This is a genomic window from Thermoanaerobacter sp. CM-CNRG TB177, assembly GCF_018588165.1.
GTDB lineage: Bacteria > Bacillota > Thermoanaerobacteria > Thermoanaerobacterales > Thermoanaerobacteraceae > Thermoanaerobacter > Thermoanaerobacter thermocopriae.
Window position 1 is genome coordinate 24,845 of sequence record NZ_JAFCAC010000103.1, and the last position, 19,201, is coordinate 44,045.

Sequence of the window (19,201 nt, forward strand, 5' to 3'; positions counted from 1 at the left end):
ATATAAAAGAAATATAAATTGGGGGATAGTAACTTGGAAATGGAGCTTAGACTTGGGATAATGGGAGGCACTTTTGACCCTATTCATTATGGTCATTTAGTTACTGCTGAAGCGGTAAGGGCTGAATTCAAATTGGACAAGGTGATTTTTGTTCCAGCAGGCAACCCACCTCATAAAGTAAAGCGAAAGGTGACAGATAAAAAACATCGTTATTTAATGACTATACTTGCCACAATAACTAATCCTTTTTTTGAGGTATCGACGATTGAAATTGACAGGGAAGGGTATACTTATACGATTGATACTATCAAAGAGTTTAAAAAAATTTATGGGGATAAAACTCAACTTTATTTTATAACAGGAGCGGATGCTGTTTTGGAGATTTTGACTTGGAAAAGTGCAGATGAGCTTTTAAAGATGTGTAATTTTGTTGCCGCAACTAGGCCAGGAGTTGAAGGCGATAGAATAGATGAAGAATTAAACAAAATTAGAAAGTTTTATGGGAATGTCATTTACAAAGTGACTGTTCCTTCTTTGGCTATATCCTCCACCGATATAAGGGAAAGAGTAGCAGGGGGCCGACCTATAAAGTATTTGCTGCCAGAGTCTGTGGAAAGATATATTCAAAAATATGGTTTGTACAAAAAGGATGATGAAAATGGAGTATGACATAGAACTTTTAAAAAGCAAACTAAGAAGTTTGCTAGATAAGGAAAGGTATTTACACTCTATAGGTGTTATGGAAACTGCAATACATCTTGCTAAAAAATATGGTGCTGATGTAGAAAAAGCCCAAGTTGCAGGTTTGTTGCACGATTGTGCAAAGAGCTATTCTGATGAAGAACTTTTAAAATTTGCTCAAAGATATGGAATTGAAGTAGACGATGTTTTAAAAAATGCACCCTTTCTTTTACACGGTCCTATAGGTGCGCATTTAGTAGAAGAAATTTTTGGAATCAAAGATAAAGAAATAAAAAGGGCAATCTCTCTTCACACTACTGGGGATGTTAATATGAGTCTTTTGGATGAAATAGTATTTCTTGCGGATTATATAGAGCCTAATAGAGATTTTGAAGGGGTAACGCAATTAAGAGAATTAGCAGAAGAAAATTTGGAGCTTGCTTTGTTAAAGTCTTTTGATAGTACAATTTGTTATGTCTTACAGAGGGGACTACTTCTTTATGAAAAAACAGTAAAAGCTCGAAACTATATTCTTCTGAAGCTTGGGAGTGGAGATAAATGAGAAAAGTATTAAAAGTTATATCTGCGATATTATTGTTAAGTTTGTTATCGGCAGGGGTAGGAGGGTATATTTTTTTAAAGTCTCTAAATCCGTCAGATAGCTTTTTGATGCAAAGAAGCAGTGAAAACACAAATTCAGAAACGATTCAGAAAATAAATATATTAGTTTTAGGAGTTGATGAAACATCGCCAACAGATCCAAGGCGTTCTGATACTATGATATTATTATCTTATAATCCTAAAACTAATAAAGCTTATATTTTATCTATTCCAAGAGATACAATGATTAAACTTGACAAATATGGGACACAAAAGATAAACGCTGCTTATCCAATAGGTGGACCTCAGTTGGTGATGGATACGGTGTCACAGCTTATTGGAGAACCTGTTGATTATTATGTAAAGATTGGATATGAAGGTTTTAAACAATTAGTAGATGATTTAGGCGGAGTAGAGATGAACGTTCCTATGGACATGAATTATGATGACAATGCGGGAAATCTTCACATACATTTGAAAAAAGGTGTACAACTTTTGGATGGAGAAAAGGCTTTACAGTTGGTGAGATTTAGACATGGTTATGCAGAACAAGATTTAGAAAGGGTCAAAGTACAAAGGGAATTTTTATTAGCAATGTTTGAAAAAGCTAAAGACCCCAGTACTTTGTTAAAAATTCATCGTATATTAAAAACTATAAATCAATACGTAGAAACAAACATACCACCTACTACTATGTTAAAATATGCAGATTATCTTTTAAAACTTAACAAAGACAATATAAAAACAGCTACTTTGCCTGGTACTCCTCAGTACATTGATGGGATTGCTTATTATATTACAGATCTACAAGAAGTAAGACAATTTATAGCGAATTTAGATGGCAATATAGATAATAAAACTAATGAGATGGCAGTTAACAAAAATATAAAAATAGAGGTTTTAAATGGCGGTGGTATACCAGGAGTAGCCGCAAAGACAGCTGATTTGTTAAAACAACAAGGGTATGATGTAGTGAAGATAGGGAATGTAATAGGTACCACTTACAACACTACTCAGATAATTAATAGGACTGATGATAAAAAAGTAGTAGAAGATTTGAAGAAAATTTTAAAAAATGCTATTGTAGTGGAAGATACGAATGGAGGCAGTAATGTTGATATAACTATAATTTTGGGGAAAAATATATAAGGTGGAGGGTGATTTAGTGATAGACGTAAAAGATAAAGTATTTAAAATTTATAAAGTTTTAGAAGATAATAAAGCTTCTGATATAAAAATTTTATATATAGGTGATTTAACAGTTGTCGCAGATTATTTTATTATTGCTACTGGCAATTCAGACACTCATGTTAAAGCGTTGACAGAGGAAATTGAAAAGAAACTCATGGAAGAAGGCATTCTGGTGGATCATATCGAAGGTTACAATTGGGGGAAATGGGTTTTAATGGATTATGGTGATGTGATAGTTCACATATTCCAGCAAATAGAAAGGGAATTTTATGATTTAGAGAGATTATGGGCGGATGCAAAGGAAATAGTGCTTGACAACCTTGTTTGAGGTATGTATAATAACGTTAATAAATTTTTTATCAGCATTCCGTCTTTTTAAAAATAAATTTGAGCCTAGTCAGTAATTTTTCATTACCTAATTGCATATATTTAATATGGTATGATTAGGGGGATTTAGAGCAAATGAAGACTCATCCTATCTTGAAGAGCATAATCCCTATGATAGAAGGAAAAGCACATACATTTGGAAAAAATTGTGAAGTGGCACTGTATGACTTTTCTTCACCTCAAAATCCAATTATTGCAATTGTAAACGGACATGTCACAGGAAGAGATGTAGGGAACCCTTTGCCTGAGAACATTGCGAAAATATTGAAATCTGAAAATGTTGAAAATTTAATAAACTATAAGAGTAAAGGTAAAGATGGTAAGATTTTGAAGTCGTCTGCTCTTTTTATAAAAGATGAAAATGGTAAACCTGTGGGGTGTCTTACAATCAACATCGATATTTCGGAATTTGTAATGGTAAAAAATACTTTATCAGAGTTTTGCGATGTAGCGGATACCAATGAAGAAGCTCGGGAGGCTTATGCAGGAAGTGTTAGTGATGTACTTGAAAGTATAGTAAACACCACATTGGAAAACTACGGAAAACCTGTAAATTTCATGACAAAAGAAGAGAAGGTACAAGTGGTCAAAATGTTAGATGAAAAAGGGACTTTTTTGATAAGAGGTGCTGTTGATTACGTTGCTAAGATACTTTGTGTATCCAGATATACCATATACAATTATTTAGACGAAATAAGAGTAGGAGGAGATTTTAGTAAATATTAACATGTTTTCCTTTACAAGTTTTTTGCTTTATGATATAATAAAAATAAATTTGAAAATTAAATAAAATGCTAAACGCTGAATTCGTAAAGAAGCGGGGGAACCACTTTGGGGGTGAATCCATCTTTTGATAAGATGGTAGGGTTATCTTTCGACCCGAACCCGTCAGCTAACCTCGTAAGCGTTGAAAGAGGAGGATGATAGCAGTGGTGTCTTTTTATGTCTTTTCAGACACCCAAGGCTGAAGCTATAGATTTTCCTCTATAGCTTTTTCATTTCTTTAAAAGGGGGTAACTAAAATGAAGCAACTCTCTTTTGCAGTAGTTGGAGCTGGGAATGGGGGTCAAGCGATAGCGGGGCATCTCGCTTTAAAGGGTCATAAAGTTAATTTGTACAATAGAACCTATCAAAAATTACTTCCTATTATAGAAAAAGGTGGTATTGAATTAGAAGGAGAAGTAAAAGGCTTTGGCAAATTAAGTGTGATAACTGATGACATAGAGAAAGCTATTAAAGATGTTGATATAATTTTAGTGGCAGTTCCTGCTTCTGCCCATTATAAAATTGCTGAAGAGATGTTGCCATATCTTAAGGATGGTCAAATAGTTGTATTAACCCCAGGAAGAACTGGTGGTGCTTTGGAATTTTATAATATTATAAGAAGACGAGAAGATTTGGATGTAATTATTGCAGAAACGGATACTTTAATATATGCATGCAGGTCTTCCATGGGAAAATCCAAAATATTTATGGTAAAGGAAGTTGTGGCTGTTGCTGCGATACCTAACGATAAAACAGAAATGGTAGTGGAAGCGCTTAATACCGCCTTTCCTCAATTTATTCCAGCGCAAAATGTTTTGGAAACAAGCCTTAACAATTTTGGAGCTGTTTTTCACCCTGCACCAACTTTACTTAATGCAGCAAGAATAGAAACTACAAAAGGGAATTTTGAATTTTATCGGGAGGGTATTTCTCCTTCTGTTGCAAAAATATTGGAAAAAATAGACAACGAAAGAATGATGGTGGCAAAAGCTCTAGGTGTAAATACTATTTCAGCTAAAAGATGGCTAAAAGAAAGTTATAATGCAGAAGGAGAAAATCTATATGAGGCAATTCAAAATACAAAAGCTTATGTTGGCTTATTAGCTCCTCAAACATTAGATTGTCGTTATATATTTGAAGATGTTCCTATGAGCTTGGTGCCTATGTCTTCTATAGGAAAAGAAATAGGCATTAAGACTCCCACTATTGATGCTGTTATACATCTTGCTTCGGTTATGCACGGAAAAGATTATTGGAATATTGGAAGGACGGCTGAGAAACTAGGGATCCAAGGGAAAACAGTAGAGGAAATTATAGAGTTGGTGGAAGGAAAAAGAAAGGAGGTAACTATAGCGTGAAAAGGTTAATTGTAGCGGCAGCGATAGGTAATTGTGTCCATGTGGCCGGTGTATATAACTTTTTAAAATTTGCAGAACAGCAAGGTTATGAAACTATATTTTTGGGTCCTGCTGTTCCTATAAAGAAATTGATAGAAGCCGTTAAAAAACATAAGCCGTCAATTGTAGGAGTAAGCTATAGATTGACTCCTTCTGCTCTTGAAAAACTTTTAGAAGAACTAAAAAAGGAAATAGAAGTAAATAATTTGCAACATATTAGGTGGGTGTTTGGCGGTACAGAGCCTACTGCAGACGTGGCAAGAAGGTCAGGAATATTTGTAGCAGTTTTTGATGGTAAAAATGGTGATGAAGCTACAATTAATTTTTTAAGAGGAGGAAGCACAAATTATAGACGACGAGTTTTTGCTGATACACTAATAGGAAGAATAGAAGATAAATTCCCTTATCCTATCATAAGACACCACTTTGGACTTCCTTCATTAGAAGATACTATAGAAGGTGTTAAGAAGATAGCAGAGGCAGAAATTTTAGATGTAATTTCTCTCGCGCCAGACCAAAATGCTCAAGAGCATTTCTTTGATAAGAAATATGATAAATCTTTAGATGGAGCAGGCGGCGTTCCTATAAGAAAGGAAGAAGACTTGATAAGGATATATGAAGCTTCAAGAAGGGGTAATTTCCCACTTTTAAGATGCTACAGTGGTACAAATGACGTATTTAAGATGGCGGAAATGCTTTTGCGAACGATTCACAATGCGTGGGCAGCAATACCACTTAGCTGGTACAATGTTCTCGATGGAAGAGGTCCAAGAGATGTTAACACTTCAATCAGAGAAAATCAACAATTGATGAAATGGCATGCTGAAAGAGGAGTACCAGTGGAGGTAAACGAGCCACACCATTGGAGCTTGAGGGATGCTCATGATGTAATTGGGGTAACAACGGCATATCTTGCGGCATATAATGCAAAAAAAATGGGTGTTAAAGACTATGTAGCACAATTTATGTTTAACGTGCCTGCTTCTATTTCACCAAAAATGGATTTGGCAAAAATGTTAGCTAAGATAGAGCTAATAGAAGAATTGCAAGATGAAAATTTCAGAGTGATAAGGCAAGCAAGAGCGGGACTTGCAAGTTTTCCAACTGACCTTTTAGAAGCCAAGGGTCAGTTAGCTTCTAGTGCTTATCTCTCTATGGCTATAAGACCTCATATATATCACGTAGTGGGATATTGTGAAGCTCATCATGCTGCAACGCCAGAAGATATAATTGAAAGCGTTAAAATAGTAAAAGCCGTGATAAAAAATTCTATGTTTGGAATGCCTGATTTGACTCAGGATAAAGAAGTAATTCAAAGAAAAGAACAGTTAAAGAAAGAGACAAGGATTTTATTGGAAGCGATAAAAAGCTTGGCACCTTACAGTCTTGATCCACTGGCAGATCCAGATGTGTTGGCATTGGCGATAAAGATTGGTCTATTAGATGCACCACATCTCAAGGGTAACAAGTATGCAAAAGGAGAATTGCAAACCAAAGTAATAGATGGTGCATGCTATGCTTATGACTATGAGAAGCATAGAATAATACCTGAAGAAGAAAGGGTAGAAAGGATTTTACGTGAATATGAAAAATCAGCTATAGAAGTATAAAAACTTGGGAACGTAAGATCTTTTCTTACGTTCCTTATTGAATTTCTTTGAATATATCTGAAGAGGAGGAATGATAGCTAAATGTGCGGATTAGCAGGAATTATAGGAACTGGTGATAAGAGTAAAATAAAAAGGATGCTTGATAAAATACGACATCGTGGCCCGGATGAGTCAGGGATTTTTGCAGATGAAAATATTACATTAGGCCATAATAGGCTGACGATAATTGACCTTTATCATGGACGTCAACCTATAAAAAACGAAGATGGTAGGTATTGGCTTATTTATAATGGAGAAATTTACAATTACCAATTATTGCGTAAAGAGTTAAAAAACCATACTTTTTCCACAGATACTGATAGCGAAGTAATAATTCATTTGTATGAAGAACTAGGTAAAAATTGTGTTAACTATATTGATGGAATGTTTGCTTTAGCTATTTATGACTCTAAAAAAAAGACCATATTTATTGCTCGTGATCCTTTAGGAATAAAGCCATTGTATTATGGCAAAACAAAAGAAGGGTATTTTGCCTTTGCTTCGGAGATTAAAGCACTTCAGGAAGTAACTGATGATATAAATGAATTTCCTAATGGATATATTTATACAACTGAAAACGGATTTGAGAAATATTATACAATTCCACAGGATCCGATGCATTTTGCAGATGTTAATAATATTATTAATGGATTAAGGCTTAGATTAGAGGATTCAGTAAGAAAAAGGTTGATTGCTGATGTGCCTGTTGGAGTATTTTTAAGTGGCGGATTGGATAGCAGCCTTATCGCAGCGATAGCAGCAAAATACAAAAACCCCCTTCATTCATTTGCAGTAGGCGTCGAAGGAAGTAATGACTTAAAGAACGCAAGAGTTGTTGCTGATTATGTGGGGACGATTCACCATGAATTTATTTATACAGAGGAGGACATAAAAAAAATTTTACCCGAAGTTATATATTATCTTGAATCCTGTGATCCAGCCTTAGTCAGAAGTGCTGTTGCAACATATTTTGTATCAAAACTTGCAAGCAATTACGTAAAAGTTATTCTTTCGGGAGAAGGTGCTGATGAATTGTTTAGTGGATACCATTACCTTAAAAATTATACCAGTCCTTGGAAATTACAATCCGAATTAAAATATATAACTCGAAATTTGCATAATACAAATCTTCAAAGAGTTGACAGAATGACAATGGCACATTCTATTGAAGGACGTGTACCGTTTTTAGATGTAGAAGTGTTACGGTACGCGTTTAGAATAACGCCGTCATTTAAAATTAACGGCCGAGAAAAAACCGAAAAGTGGATACTTAGAAAACTTGCAGAAAATTACTTACCAGAGTCAATTGTATGGAGAAGAAAAGAAAAATTTGCAATAGGAAGTGGTACATCTGAAATATTGAATAAGATAGCTGAATCAGAAATTAGTGATGCAGAGTATATAAAAAATAGATTCCTTTCTAACGGTTTTGAAATAAAGTCAAAGGAAGAGCTGTATTATTTTAAAATTTTAAAAAGATTTTTTAATGTTGATTCTTTTATAAAGGACATGGGAAGAAGTAGAAGTCTCAATGACAACCAAATATATGCATAAAAAGAGGGCATTCTGCCCTCTTTTTAAATCAATATTTTGAGAAGATATATTTTTTTCTATTTCTAATTTTCCGTCTTCTCCAAAGGAGAAAAGCTGTTCCTAAAATCGTTGCTCCAGCAATAAATTTTACGGGATTGTTTTTTATTTCAAAAGATTGGTTTTCTGTATAATAGTATCCCAAAAAGTTTTTATAAACAGATTCCGCTGCAATAAGATGATTTGTACCTATCTCCTTTCCATTTAAAGTGTATTTAATGTAACCTAATATGTCTCCTTTATTTATTGGTGCTTTTATTTTTTTATTAAGTATTATTTGAGTTTCTATAGAATTTTCTTGCCCTTTAGGGACTTCATAGTAAAAGTCTTCTTTTGCAATAAGAGGAAGTTTAAAGTGAGACTTTCCTAAATCGATATAGGTTACTACCTCACCTTTTTCTGTTTTTTTCACTAAACTAAAGTTTTGGAACCCGTAATCCAAAAGTTTTATAGTATCTGTCCAAATGTTTGTTCCTTGGTCACCCATTATGACGGAGATAAGTCTGCGACCTTCTCTCGTTGCAGAAGCTGCTAAAACTTGACCAGCTGCAACCGTATATCCCGTTTTTACTCCGTCAGCTCCTTCATAGCGAAAACTTGAAGGTTTAATTAAGCGATTGCTTAACCATAGGTCTCTTACTTTATCAAACTTATTAGTAGGAGGAATTTGGTAATGTATTGTAGTTACTATTTTTCTAAATTCAGGATTTTGCATTGCATACCTTGCTATTAATGCCATATCATAAGGAGTGGAATAATGGTTTTCATCAGGAAGACCATTTGGATTTACAAAATGGCTATTGTAAGCCCCAATTTCTTTGGCTTTTTCATTCATCATTTTAGCGAAATTTTCTACGCTTCCACCAATATGTTCAGCGATAGCGATGGCAGCATCATTAGCTGATTCTAACATAATTGCATAAAGTAATTGTTCTAACGTAAGTTGTTCACCAGGAGAAAGAAATATTGAATTTCCATCTATTTTTGTAACATTATCACTGGCTGTTACGATGTCATTTAAGTTTCCCTTTTCAATGGCGATAATTGCGGTCAAAATCTTAGTTGTGCTTGCAGGGTACATTCTTTTGTGCATGTTTTTATCGTACAATACTTGACCTGTTGTAAAATCCATTAAAACTGCAGTTGGGCCTACAATTTCAGGTGGTGATGGCACATTAGCGTATACAGGAGTTATTTGTACTACCAAAATAAATAGTATGAGCAAAGAAGCTACCATTTTTTTCATTTTTATGCCTCCAATTTATGCTGATACTTAAAGTATAACAAAAAAACGCAAAAAATAAAAAGGAATTTTTTAATTCATGTAGAAATAAATAAAGGACGCTGTAAAAAGAGGTGTTAATATGCCTTGTTTTTCAAAAAAACAGCAATATGCTATTATTGTTATATTATGCCTTATATTATCGGTTTCAGGATATGTAATTTACCAAAATTTTAAATTAAAAAATGAATTTGTCATCAATGAAAGTAATGAAAGCATAGCGATAGAAACAATTGCCGAGAAGGAGGAAAACAAGGAAGAACCTTTAGAAATAAAAGTGTATGTTACAGGATTAGTAAAAAATCCGGGGGTCTATACTATGAAGGAAGGAGAAAGAGTAATGGATGCTATAAATAAAGCAGGAGGACCCTTGGAAGAAGCAGACCTTTCCAATATAAATCTTGCACAAAGAGTCAAGGACGAACAAATGATAATAGTCCCAAAAAAGGGTGAGATATATAATACTTCTTCTGCAAAGACACTACAAAAAAGCGAAAAAATAAACATAAATACTGCAACCAAAGAAGAATTGGAAACTTTACCAGGAATAGGACCTGTAACGGCTGAGAGGATAATCGAATTTAGAGAAAACAAAGGTTTTTTTAAAAAGATTGAAGACATAATGAATGTCCCTAGAATAGGTCCTAAAATGTTTGAACAGATAAAAGATAAAATTACCGTTGATTAGTATGTTAAATAGTTCCACATAGAACAAAAAATTCTATATTAAATGAGGGGTATTATGAAAAGGCTGATAGCTGTTATAACTGTGAGTATTTTTTTATTTAATTTTATGCTAGTACCAGCACAGATTGATACCTCTTCTGAGCTTAATAGGGCGAAAGTGGAAGAACAAAAACTTGTACTAGAGCTATTGAATCTTGAAGTAGAAAGGCTTAAAACACAAAAGTTTTTGGAAAATTTAATGGCTGATATTGAAAATTTAGCTGTAGTTATTCAAGAAAAATCTAAAGAAATACAAATAGTAAGTAAAGAGATAGAAAAGGAAAAAGAGGTATTAAAGACTTGGTTTAGGTTTTTGTATATGGATGGGGCAAATGCTATACTATCACTTCTACTTATGGCACAAAATTCCAGTGAGTTGTTGCATAGGCTTATTTACATAGACATTATTACCAATTATTTCTACAATAAACTAGATAATTTAAATAAGCTTGTAAAATATAAAAAAGAAGAGGAAAATAGACTAACCTCCCAAAGATTACAGCTTATAGAAAAACAAAAAGAACAAATAAAATTGTTAAAAAAAATAGATGAATTAAGGTTAGCAAAAAGCCAAATGTTAGAAGAGATAAAAATCAAAATTGCAAATTATCAAAAAATATTTACACTAGCTGATAATTTGGACAAAATGTTTCCTTCTTTAGATTATTTATTAAGCCATCTTTCCCAACTTCCATGGGATACTTTGGAGTATAAAGATTTGAGGTTTTCTTTTTTTGACATATCTGCTTCTTTTTCTGATGCTGATGTAACAAAGATGATACGTTCTTACAGTAATAAGTTAAAAAATATAACAGTTTCTTTTAGCAAAGAAGGTTTTGAAATAAAAGATGATGATTCATACACTTTAAAAGGAAATTTTGGAATAGAAGATAACAAGATTAAATTGTTAATAACTTCTCTGAATATAGGAGATATAAAAATTAACGACCAGTTGCTTCAAAAGATTCTCTATGGCTATGATACCACCATAAACATTAAAATTCCTGTTGAAGGATTTAAATTAAAAAAGGTTAAGACCGAAGAGGGCTATGTAAAGTTTACTTTACAAAAGTAATATTTATAAAACTTCTTTTCTAGAATGGGCAATTCTAGCACAAGCCGCGGCGATTATTGCAGCTACTAAGTCATCAATAAAGGTATTACACTTTTTATCTTTATCTTTATTAAGGTTTCCCATTATACCAGGTTTTACTTTATCGAGATATCCAAAATTAGTAAAACCTATAGAACCATAAATATTTGTAATGCTTAAGGCTAAAATTTCGTCGATGCCGTATAAAGGTTCATCTCTTTTTATAATAGACAAAAGAGGTTCTTCTAACATGTCTTTTTCTGCTAATTTGTCTAACGCAATACCTGTCAAAATTGCATTTTGAACTTCTCTTTTCTCAAGCACATGATGTAAATTTTCTATGCATTCCTCTATTGTTAAATCATCATAGTACCTTTTTTGCAAGTCTAGTACTAATACTGCCATATCTTCTAAAGTAACTCCTCTTTCTTCTAATAGGTTTATAGCAATATCTTTCACACTAACAGCTCCTTTTTTTAAGTTTATAGTATGATTATACCACAAATTTTTGTTGAAATACTTCTTTGTTGAAAAAACAATTCAATTAAAGTATAATCAAAATAGTTTAAACTTATAAGAGGTGAAAAAGATGGGTGAAGTAAGAGTAAGATTTGCTCCAAGTCCTACAGGGAGTTTACATATAGGCGGTGCCAGGACAGCCCTTTTTAATTGGCTTTTTGCAAGGCACTATGGAGGAAAATTTATTTTAAGGGTGGATGATACTGACCTACAAAGGTCTACAAAAGAATCTATGAAAGGAATACTTGATGGACTTAAGTGGTTAGGTATTGATTGGGATGAAGGACCTATTTACCAATCCCAAAGGTTAGATGAATATAGAAAATTCGCAAATAAATTATTAGATGAGGGCAAGGCTTACTACTGTTTTTGTACAAAAGAAGAGCTAGAGGAAATGAGAAGACGGGCAGAAAATGAAGGTAGGCCCTTTATGTATACAGGAAAATGTAGGAATTTGACCAGAGAACAAATTGAAGAGTATTTAAAAAAAGGCAAAAGGCCCGTTATAAGATTAAAGGTGCCTAGTGAAGGAAAAACAATTGTGCACGATATAATAAGAGGAGACGTAGAATTTGATAATTCTACTATTGATGACTTTATAATTATGAAATCAGACAATATGCCTACTTATAACTTTGCCACTGTGGTAGATGATTACCAAATGGGGATAACTCATGTTATACGGGCAGAAGAACATTTATCAAATACTCCAAAGCAAATACTAATTTATGAGGCTTTAGGTTTAGAAACTCCTCAATTTGCCCATGTATCTATGGTTTTAGCTCCTGATAGGAGTAAACTTAGTAAGAGACATGGAGCTACTTCCGTGCAAGAGTTTGAAGAGCAAGGATATCTCCCTGAAGCGATTGTAAATTATATAACCTTACTAGGATGGATGCCAAAGGACGGGGAGGAAATTTTTGATGTTTCAAAAAGCATAAAAGAATTTACTTTAGAAAGGGTATCAAAAAATCCAGCTGTTTACGATGTACAAAAGCTGACTTGGATAAACGGCCATTACATAAGGAATTACGATTTAGATAAGTTAACTGAAGCAGTTATTCCATTTTTGAAAGATAAAAACTTAATTAGGGAAGAGTTCGATTATGACTACATCAAAAAAATAGTAAGTATAGTAAGAGAAAGGGAAAAAACTCTAGTGGATATAGCTGATGCCATGAGTTATTATTTTACAGAAGTTAACGAGTATGAAGAAAAAGGAGTCAAAAAGTATTTTACTAAAGAGAAAGTCGCAGAAATTTTGAAAAAAGCAGCAGAGACTTTAAAAGAAGTAGAACCTTTTGATAAATTTACGACTGAGAAAGTTTATCGCAAACTTGTTGAGGAATTACAAATATCCAGCGGTGAACTTTTTCATCCTACTAGATTAGCTATTTCAGGGAGAACTTTTGGGCCAGGACTATTTGACATAATGGAACTTTTGGGAAAAGAAAGAACTATCCAGAGAATTGAAAAAGCTTTAGATTTTATTGAAAAGATGAAGAACCCATAAAAATATTGACATAATGTATAATTTTTACTACTATAGACAATAGTATTACCCTCATAAGGGTGATACTATTATTTTAACCCATGAAAGGGTGATAACGTGTGTATATAGTTATAACAGGCGACATAATTGGTTCAAGAGAGTTATTAGCCAAAGGGATTAAGAGGGAAAATTTTATAAAAGCGGTGGAAGAAGTAAATGAGGCGTGCGAAGATTATTTGCTTGTAAAGTTTTCACTCATGAGAGGAGATGAAATACAAGGAATTTTAAAACAGGTAGATTTTTTGCCAGCTGTCGTTAGGAATCTCAGATATAACTTTTTCCCTGCAGGTTTACGCATTGGAATTGGCATAGGATCTATTTCCACAGGTATAGAAAAAAATTCTTGGGAAATGGACGGAGAAGCTTTTTATAGGGCGAGAGAGGCCTTGTCTTTATGTGATAAAAATGCTATTACAATAGTGAAAACTGGAGATTTGTTTATAGAAGAAGCTACTACTGCTCTATTTACTTTATTGGATGCTTTACAGTCTAAGTGGACTAGGGCTCAATGGGAGGCAGTTATGAATTATGAAAAATATGGAACCTACAAAAAAGCGGCTCAAATTTTAAAAGTAATGCCACAAAATGTGGCAAAAAGGTGCAATGCAGCTAGATGGCAAGCTGTTGTAAGAGGGGAAAAAGCCATTGTCCGATTGTTGAAATTTGTATTGGAGGGCAATACAAATGAATAGCCAAAATTTTGTTTTAACATTGCTCTTTTTATCTCATGGTTTGAGTGATTACCTATTTCAAACAGACTCTATTGTGCTTAAGAAAAGTAAGGGACTAATTGAAGGATTTATAAAACATTTTTTGGTTGTGCTAGTACTAAACCTGTTGGTTTTACCCTTCTTTAAATTTAAAGCAATTTTGTTTTTAATATTTTTATCTTTTGTTCATATCATAATTGATTATTTGAAATATAAAATTGCAAAAACAGACAATGTTTATTTCTTTATAGGAGATCAAATCTTTCATTTTCTTACTATTTATTTTATTTCTTTAAAACTTATTGATGTCTTTTGTTTTTCCTATCCGGAAATCTACTTTAAAATATTTGCTGTATTCTGCATTTATATTTATGTCATTTTTGGAGGAGCAATTTTCATAAAATACGTGCTTTTAAGTCTAAATATTCATATTTCTAAAATGGAAATAACGTCTTCAGGGAAAATAATTGGTATGCTAGAGCGGACTTTGATGGTGACGTTAATTGCCGTCAATCAAATAGCGGCAGCTAGTTTTGTGATTGGTGCTAAGTCTATTGCGAGGTATAAAGAGCTAGATAATAAAGATTTTGCAGAATACTACTTAATAGGGACGATGTTGAGTATGCTTATAGCTCTTTTTGGAGGGTTACTGATAAAAGCTATATTAAAAATATAAAGGCATCTACCGGATGCCTTTTCTTCCTTTATTGGTAGCCCCAAGGGGACTCGAACCCCTGTCTTCGCCGTGAGAGGGCGATGTCCTAGGCCGCTAGACGATGGGGCCATAATGGCTGCCGAACTAGGATTCGAACCTAGACCAGATGATCCAGAGTCACCTGTGCTACCATTACACCATTCGGCAGCGTCTTGACGAAAGTAATTATATCATAGGTTTTACAATTTGACAATACCCATTACAAAGGTTTTATTGGGCTGTTTACAATTCTGTATAAATAATTTATAATGTTTGTGGAGTTACATACTGTATACAGGGAGGGGAAAATAATGGCACATTACATTACCGACGAATGTATAAGTTGCGGAGCTTGTGCGGCGGAATGCCCGGTAGATGCTATCCATGAAGGGGATGGAAAATACGAGATCGACCCTGATACTTGTATTGACTGTGGTGCTTGCGAAGCTGTGTGCCCAACAGGTGCTATAAAAGCTGAGTAACTAAAGCAAAAGGCCTCCATAAGGAGGCTTTTTGTTTTTACATTACATTGACTAAACTCTTTTAAAGTGATAAAATTTTACTAAATTAATTCGAAGTAAAGGAGGAGTCATAAAAATATGGGATTAGTATATGTAAATGGTGAATTTGTGGACAGTGAAAAAGCTTCAGTTTCGGTTTTTGATCATGGTTATCTTTATGGGGACGGAATTTTTGAGGGCATAAGGGCTTATGATGGAGTTATATTTAAACTTGATGAACACTTAAAAAGGCTTTACAGTATGGCGAAGGCTATTCTTCTTGACATTCCTATAACGATGGAAGAGATGAAAGAAAAGGTTATTGAAACAGTAAGAATTAATAATTTAAGGGATGCTTACATAAGGCTTGTAGTTTCAAGAGGAAAAGGTGATTTAGGCCTTGACCCATATAAATGTCCTAAACCCACAGTTGTAATAATAGCGGATAAGATTGCTTTGTATCCTGAATCTATGTATCAAAATGGTTTAAAAATTATTACTTCTACTTATAGGAGAAATTCAATACAGACTTTAGATCCTCAGATAAAGTCATTAAATTATTTAAACAATATACTCGCAAAAATTGAAGCAGTAAAAGCAGGATATCCAGAGGCTTTGATTTTAAATCAAGAAGGATATGTGGCTGAATGTACCGGTGACAATATTTTTATAGTTTCAAATGGTACGTTATATTCTCCTCCTTCTGCAGTAGGAGCATTAGGAGGGATTACAAGGGCTACGATAATAGATATCGCAAAACAATTAGGGATACCTTTTGAAGAAAAGTATTTTTCTTTATTTAATGTATATACTGCAGATGAATGTTTCTTGACAGGTACGGCTGCTGAAGCAGTACCAGTAGTGGAAGTGGATCATAGGGTAATCGGAGATGGGAAGCCTGGTCCTATAACAAAAAAGATAATAGAAGAGTTTAGAAAACTTACTACTGTTTTAGGGACAAAAGTATATGAATAACAATTGCATGGATAACTTCCATGCAATTGTTATATAGAAGAGATATTTGTTATTCTAGAAAATTTTATAGAAGATATGATTAAACAAGTGGATTTAAAGCCAGGGATAAAGGCTTATCACAGATTATAATTAGCAACGAACAAGGTTTTAAATATTTTTTAAAATTATTATGGGTGAAATAAAAAAAGTAAAAAATTTTAAATTTCAGCAGGAAATTTATAACATATATAGAATATATTATAATAAACATTTAAATGGGGAGAGTAGAGAGATGGGTGTAGTAAAAAAAATAGATGAAGAATTAAAACGGAGCATGGAGAACATTAAGGAAAAAATAAAGAGTGATGACATCTTAAATAGAATTCTAAATAAGGAAGCAATACAGGTAAATGAGGGAGAAATTGATTGGAAAGTAAAGTGTGGACAAGAAATTGTAGAAATTTATAAGAAATTAGTTAATATAGTAGATAAATTAAAAGTTGTTTCTTAATAAAACCTATTGTAATTTTTGTATTATGATGGTAAAATTGTATATACGAACTCTTAAAAAGGGGTAACTGAAATGAAAAGTAATGAAGTGTTAGAAAAACAGATAAGTGTCTTAAGAAAAGAACTAGATAACCTTGTTACTAAAGAAGAGATTGATTATGAAAAAGTGCTTGATATAAGTCGTAAACTCGATGATTTGATTGTTTCATATATAATTACCAAAAAAGACAGGTATTCTACAGTGGGAAACTATATCTAAGCCTTTTTAAAATTTAAAAAAGAGGCTTTTCTTTTTTGTTATTATATTGTTATGATTGCACCATTACAATTGTATGCTATAATATAAACTATCATACATAAATTTGTTGGAGGTGAAAATATGGATCAAAACAAGGTGAAAAAAATAGTATATGGGGCTTTTATGATGGCATTGGTTACTATCGGTACTATGGTGATTCGGATACCAACACCGGCTACAAAAGGATATATAAACGTGGGCGATTCTTTTATATTCTTAAGTTCTGCTTTATTTGGCTCTCTGATGGGGTTTATAGCCGGAGGAATTGGCTCAGCTTTAGCGGATTTGTTGTCAGGTTATGCTTATTGGGCACCGTGGACTTTTATAATTAAAGGGATAGAAGGGTTGATTGTTGGACTTATGTATAAAAAATATACTAATGAATATTTAAGGATTGTTTTCCTTATTATAGGAGCTTTATGGATGGTGTTAGGATACTATATTGCAGGGGGAGTTATGTACGGTTTTAAAACTTCATTAGTTGATGTGCCAAGTAATTTAGTACAAGGTTTCGCAAGTATAATAATAGGGTATATTTTGATACGTTTGATATCTCGTTTGGAATTATTTAACAAAGTGTAGCAGGGTTTTTAAAACCTTGCTTTTTTTTATGCAAAAATATATCATTATATAGTGAAAGGAAATTGGGGTGATGACAATGATAGATACATTTTTGTTTGACTTGGACGGGACATTGCTTCCTGTCGATACGGATAAGATGTTAGATGAATACTTTTTAAGCCTTACAAAAAAACTTTCTTCTCTATTTGATCCTCATTTTCTGTTTAAAAGCCTTTATAGTGCTAGCATGGACATGATAAACAATTTAGACCCAAACAAAACCAATGAAGAGGTGTTTTTTGAGTCTTTTTTAGAAAAAGTTAATTATCCAAAAGAAGAATTGGATGTACTTTTTGAAGACTTTTATTTAAATGATTACAAAAAATTGGGGAAAAATATTAAAGCTAATGAATATGTCAAGAAGTCTTTAGAGATTTTGAAAGAAAAAGGCTATACACTTGTTTTAGCTACTAATCCTGTATTTCCAAGGATTGCAATTTTAGAAAGACTTAAATGGGCAGGTCTTACTGAAAGCTATTTCGATTTTATAACTACTTATGAAAATATGCATTATTGCAAACCTCACATACAATACTATGAAGAGATATTAGAAGTTATAAATAAAAAACCCGAAAATTGTTATATGGTGGGAAATGATGTAGAAGAGGACTTGATAGCTTTTAAGTTAGGAATGAAAACATTCTTAATTGAGGACTATATGATAAATAGAAATTCAAAAGATATAATAGTGACACAAAGGGGTAGTTACCAAGATTTATATGAGTTTGTTTGTAGCTTTAAGGAGGGAGGTAAAAATTTATGAAAGTCACAGTATTAGGATGCCATGGGCCTTTTCCTGGACCTTATGGTGCTACTTCTGGATATTTAGTAGAAGAAGAAAATACTCATATTTTATTGGACTGTGGCAGTGGAGTTATAAGCCGATACCAAAGGTATTACGATTTGAATAGATTGAAATACATAGTTTTGTCTCATTTACACTCTGACCATGTGGCAGATATGATGGTTTTAAGATATGCTCTTGATATTATGAAGTCAAGAGGTATGTTAACTGAACCGGTAAAGGTATATTGTCCACAAACACCAGAAAATGTTTTAGAGGATTTTAAGTTTAAAGATGTGTTCGATTTACACATTGTAAATGGAGAAACTATATTAAATTTAGAAGGTATAGAGATTTTTTTTAAAAAAATGATGCATCCTGTAGAGACTTATGCTGTGAAGATGAAAAAAGGAGAGAAAATCTTTGTATATAGTGGTGATACCACTTATAATGAGGATTTAATATCTTTTGCAAACAAAGCCGATTTATTCCTATGTGATGGAAATTTCTTGACAGGAATGCAAGGGCCCCACTTAACTGCTGCAGAAGCTGCTGAAATTGCTAAAAAAGCTGAGTGTAAAAAACTAGTTTTAACTCATTTGTCGCCGCTTATTTTTATCAATGATTATTATGAAGAAGCGGTTAAGTTTTTTGAAAATACAGAAATTGCAAATGACTTTGAAGTTTATGTGATATAA

22 protein-coding genes, 2 tRNA genes and 1 riboswitch are annotated in these 19,201 nt (G+C 33.1%); of the genes, 20 read left to right on the forward strand and 4 right to left on the reverse strand.

Annotation, left to right across the window (positions count from 1 at the left end; all coding sequences use genetic code 11):
• The first annotated feature begins 33 nt into the window (after positions 1–33).
• The 8 genes from nadD to asnB all read left to right on the forward strand — a co-directional run bounded on the left by nadD (position 34) and on the right by asnB (position 8,224).
• The gene (gene nadD / locus I4N53_RS11715) at positions 34–669 is read left to right on the forward strand and encodes a nicotinate-nucleotide adenylyltransferase (RefSeq protein ID WP_012994939.1); all 636 of its coding nucleotides are present in this window, start codon (positions 34–36) and stop codon (positions 667–669) included.
• Positions 659–1,243, forward strand: coding sequence for a bis(5'-nucleosyl)-tetraphosphatase (symmetrical) YqeK (gene yqeK / locus I4N53_RS11720; RefSeq protein WP_012994940.1), 585 nt, complete (start codon positions 659–661; stop codon positions 1,241–1,243). Before nadD ends, yqeK begins: the two co-directional genes overlap by 11 nt.
• The gene (locus tag I4N53_RS11725) at positions 1,240–2,430 is read left to right on the forward strand and encodes an LCP family protein (RefSeq protein ID WP_214496325.1); all 1,191 of its coding nucleotides are present in this window, start codon (positions 1,240–1,242) and stop codon (positions 2,428–2,430) included. Before yqeK ends, I4N53_RS11725 begins: the two co-directional genes overlap by 4 nt.
• A gap of 16 nt (positions 2,431–2,446) precedes the next feature.
• On the forward strand, positions 2,447–2,800 hold the full coding sequence (gene rsfS / locus I4N53_RS11730) for a ribosome silencing factor (RefSeq protein WP_214496326.1): 354 nt from the start codon (positions 2,447–2,449) through the stop codon (positions 2,798–2,800).
• Positions 2,801–2,934: 134 nt separating this feature from the next.
• Complete coding sequence (locus I4N53_RS11735; RefSeq protein ID WP_214496327.1) at positions 2,935–3,585, forward strand: transcriptional regulator; 651 nt, start codon at positions 2,935–2,937, stop codon at positions 3,583–3,585.
• Positions 3,586–3,648: 63 nt separating this feature from the next.
• Positions 3,649–3,780: riboswitch (cyclic di-AMP (ydaO/yuaA leader) on the forward strand.
• A gap of 101 nt (positions 3,781–3,881) precedes the next feature.
• Positions 3,882–4,982, forward strand: a complete 1,101-nt coding sequence (locus tag I4N53_RS11740; protein WP_214496328.1) for an NAD/NADP-dependent octopine/nopaline dehydrogenase family protein — start codon at positions 3,882–3,884, stop codon at positions 4,980–4,982.
• Positions 4,979–6,631, forward strand: a complete 1,653-nt coding sequence (locus I4N53_RS11745) for a cobalamin-dependent protein (protein WP_214496329.1) — start codon at positions 4,979–4,981, stop codon at positions 6,629–6,631. The genes I4N53_RS11740 and I4N53_RS11745 overlap by 4 nt, the downstream gene beginning before the upstream one ends.
• A gap of 81 nt (positions 6,632–6,712) precedes the next feature.
• Positions 6,713–8,224, forward strand: a complete 1,512-nt coding sequence (gene asnB, locus I4N53_RS11750; RefSeq protein WP_214496330.1) for an asparagine synthase B — start codon at positions 6,713–6,715, stop codon at positions 8,222–8,224.
• A gap of 28 nt (positions 8,225–8,252) precedes the next feature.
• Here asnB and I4N53_RS11755 read toward each other — a convergent pair whose 3' ends face one another.
• On the reverse strand, positions 8,253–9,506 hold the full coding sequence (locus I4N53_RS11755) for a D-alanyl-D-alanine carboxypeptidase family protein (RefSeq protein ID WP_214496331.1): 1,254 nt from the start codon (positions 9,504–9,506) through the stop codon (positions 8,253–8,255).
• 118 nt (positions 9,507–9,624) lie between these two features.
• Between I4N53_RS11755 and I4N53_RS11760 the strand changes: the two genes are divergently transcribed.
• Positions 9,625–10,230 carry a helix-hairpin-helix domain-containing protein gene (locus tag I4N53_RS11760; RefSeq protein ID WP_214496332.1) on the forward strand — a complete coding sequence of 202 codons (606 nt, stop codon included), beginning with the start codon at positions 9,625–9,627 and terminating at the stop codon, positions 10,228–10,230.
• Between the two features lie 54 nt (positions 10,231–10,284).
• Entirely contained in the window at positions 10,285–11,343 is a 1,059-nt protein-coding gene (locus I4N53_RS11765; RefSeq protein ID WP_012994949.1) for a hypothetical protein, read from the forward strand.
• A 3-nt stretch (positions 11,344–11,346) separates the two neighbouring features.
• Here the strand turns inward: I4N53_RS11765 and I4N53_RS11770 are convergent, their stop codons facing one another.
• On the reverse strand, positions 11,347–11,820 hold the full coding sequence (locus I4N53_RS11770; RefSeq protein ID WP_012994950.1) for a phosphatidylglycerophosphatase A: 474 nt from the start codon (positions 11,818–11,820) through the stop codon (positions 11,347–11,349).
• Positions 11,821–11,950: 130 nt separating this feature from the next.
• On the opposite strand from I4N53_RS11770, the gene gltX reads away from it, so the two are divergent.
• From gltX to I4N53_RS11785, 3 genes are all read left to right on the forward strand, one after another.
• On the forward strand, positions 11,951–13,393 hold the full coding sequence (gene gltX, locus I4N53_RS11775; RefSeq protein ID WP_013150141.1) for a glutamate--tRNA ligase: 1,443 nt from the start codon (positions 11,951–11,953) through the stop codon (positions 13,391–13,393).
• Positions 13,394–13,491: 98 nt separating this feature from the next.
• Positions 13,492–14,124, forward strand: a complete 633-nt coding sequence (locus tag I4N53_RS11780; RefSeq protein ID WP_013150142.1) for a SatD family protein — start codon at positions 13,492–13,494, stop codon at positions 14,122–14,124.
• A complete protein-coding gene (locus I4N53_RS11785; RefSeq protein WP_214496333.1) occupies positions 14,117–14,818 on the forward strand; it encodes a DUF3307 domain-containing protein in 702 nt (233 codons plus the stop codon). The genes I4N53_RS11780 and I4N53_RS11785 overlap by 8 nt, the downstream gene beginning before the upstream one ends.
• Before the next feature lie 32 nt (positions 14,819–14,850).
• Here the strand turns inward: I4N53_RS11785 and I4N53_RS11790 are convergent.
• Positions 14,851–14,926, reverse strand: a tRNA-Glu gene (locus tag I4N53_RS11790).
• 4 nt (positions 14,927–14,930) lie between these two features.
• A tRNA-Gln gene (locus tag I4N53_RS11795) sits at positions 14,931–15,004 on the reverse strand.
• A gap of 143 nt (positions 15,005–15,147) precedes the next feature.
• Here I4N53_RS11795 and I4N53_RS11800 point away from each other — a divergent pair.
• From I4N53_RS11800 to I4N53_RS11830, 7 genes are all read left to right on the forward strand, one after another.
• Entirely contained in the window at positions 15,148–15,318 is a 171-nt protein-coding gene (locus I4N53_RS11800; RefSeq protein WP_003869538.1) for a DUF362 domain-containing protein, read from the forward strand.
• A 117-nt stretch (positions 15,319–15,435) separates the two neighbouring features.
• Positions 15,436–16,311: a branched-chain-amino-acid transaminase gene (gene ilvE / locus I4N53_RS11805; protein ID WP_012994955.1), complete on the forward strand. Its 876-nt coding sequence runs from the start codon at positions 15,436–15,438 to the stop codon at positions 16,309–16,311.
• A gap of 271 nt (positions 16,312–16,582) precedes the next feature.
• Complete coding sequence (locus I4N53_RS11810) at positions 16,583–16,801, forward strand: hypothetical protein (RefSeq protein ID WP_214496334.1); 219 nt, start codon at positions 16,583–16,585, stop codon at positions 16,799–16,801.
• Between the two features lie 72 nt (positions 16,802–16,873).
• Positions 16,874–17,059, forward strand: a complete 186-nt coding sequence (locus I4N53_RS11815) for an aspartyl-phosphate phosphatase Spo0E family protein (RefSeq protein WP_012994957.1) — start codon at positions 16,874–16,876, stop codon at positions 17,057–17,059.
• A 120-nt stretch (positions 17,060–17,179) separates the two neighbouring features.
• Positions 17,180–17,680, forward strand: a complete 501-nt coding sequence (locus I4N53_RS11820) for an ECF transporter S component (protein ID WP_214496335.1) — start codon at positions 17,180–17,182, stop codon at positions 17,678–17,680.
• A 76-nt stretch (positions 17,681–17,756) separates the two neighbouring features.
• Positions 17,757–18,482 (forward strand): HAD family hydrolase, encoded by a 726-nt coding sequence (locus I4N53_RS11825; protein WP_214496336.1) that lies wholly within the window; start codon positions 17,757–17,759, stop codon positions 18,480–18,482.
• Positions 18,479–19,201, forward strand: a complete 723-nt coding sequence (locus I4N53_RS11830; protein WP_012994960.1) for an MBL fold metallo-hydrolase — start codon at positions 18,479–18,481, stop codon at positions 19,199–19,201. The genes I4N53_RS11825 and I4N53_RS11830 overlap by 4 nt, the downstream gene beginning before the upstream one ends.

Coding starts and splice junctions, on each gene's coding strand:
- yqeK (WP_012994940.1), top strand. CDS start 659: ATGGAGTATGACATAGAACTTTTAAAAAGCAAACTAAGAAGTTTGCTA.
- I4N53_RS11725 (WP_214496325.1), top strand. CDS start 1,240: ATGAGAAAAGTATTAAAAGTTATATCTGCGATATTATTGTTAAGTTTG.
- I4N53_RS11735 (WP_214496327.1), top strand. CDS start 2,935: ATGAAGACTCATCCTATCTTGAAGAGCATAATCCCTATGATAGAAGGA.
- I4N53_RS11740 (WP_214496328.1), top strand. CDS start 3,882: ATGAAGCAACTCTCTTTTGCAGTAGTTGGAGCTGGGAATGGGGGTCAA.
- asnB (WP_214496330.1), top strand. CDS start 6,713: ATGTGCGGATTAGCAGGAATTATAGGAACTGGTGATAAGAGTAAAATA.
- I4N53_RS11755 (WP_214496331.1), bottom strand. CDS start 9,506: ATGAAAAAAATGGTAGCTTCTTTGCTCATACTATTTATTTTGGTAGTA.
- I4N53_RS11760 (WP_214496332.1), top strand. CDS start 9,625: ATGCCTTGTTTTTCAAAAAAACAGCAATATGCTATTATTGTTATATTA.
- I4N53_RS11765 (WP_012994949.1), top strand. CDS start 10,285: ATGAAAAGGCTGATAGCTGTTATAACTGTGAGTATTTTTTTATTTAAT.
- gltX (WP_013150141.1), top strand. CDS start 11,951: ATGGGTGAAGTAAGAGTAAGATTTGCTCCAAGTCCTACAGGGAGTTTA.
- I4N53_RS11785 (WP_214496333.1), top strand. CDS start 14,117: ATGAATAGCCAAAATTTTGTTTTAACATTGCTCTTTTTATCTCATGGT.
- I4N53_RS11800 (WP_003869538.1), top strand. CDS start 15,148: ATGGCACATTACATTACCGACGAATGTATAAGTTGCGGAGCTTGTGCG.
- ilvE (WP_012994955.1), top strand. CDS start 15,436: ATGGGATTAGTATATGTAAATGGTGAATTTGTGGACAGTGAAAAAGCT.
- I4N53_RS11810 (WP_214496334.1), top strand. CDS start 16,583: ATGGGTGTAGTAAAAAAAATAGATGAAGAATTAAAACGGAGCATGGAG.
- I4N53_RS11815 (WP_012994957.1), top strand. CDS start 16,874: ATGAAAAGTAATGAAGTGTTAGAAAAACAGATAAGTGTCTTAAGAAAA.
- I4N53_RS11820 (WP_214496335.1), top strand. CDS start 17,180: ATGGATCAAAACAAGGTGAAAAAAATAGTATATGGGGCTTTTATGATG.
- I4N53_RS11825 (WP_214496336.1), top strand. CDS start 17,757: ATGATAGATACATTTTTGTTTGACTTGGACGGGACATTGCTTCCTGTC.
- I4N53_RS11830 (WP_012994960.1), top strand. CDS start 18,479: ATGAAAGTCACAGTATTAGGATGCCATGGGCCTTTTCCTGGACCTTAT.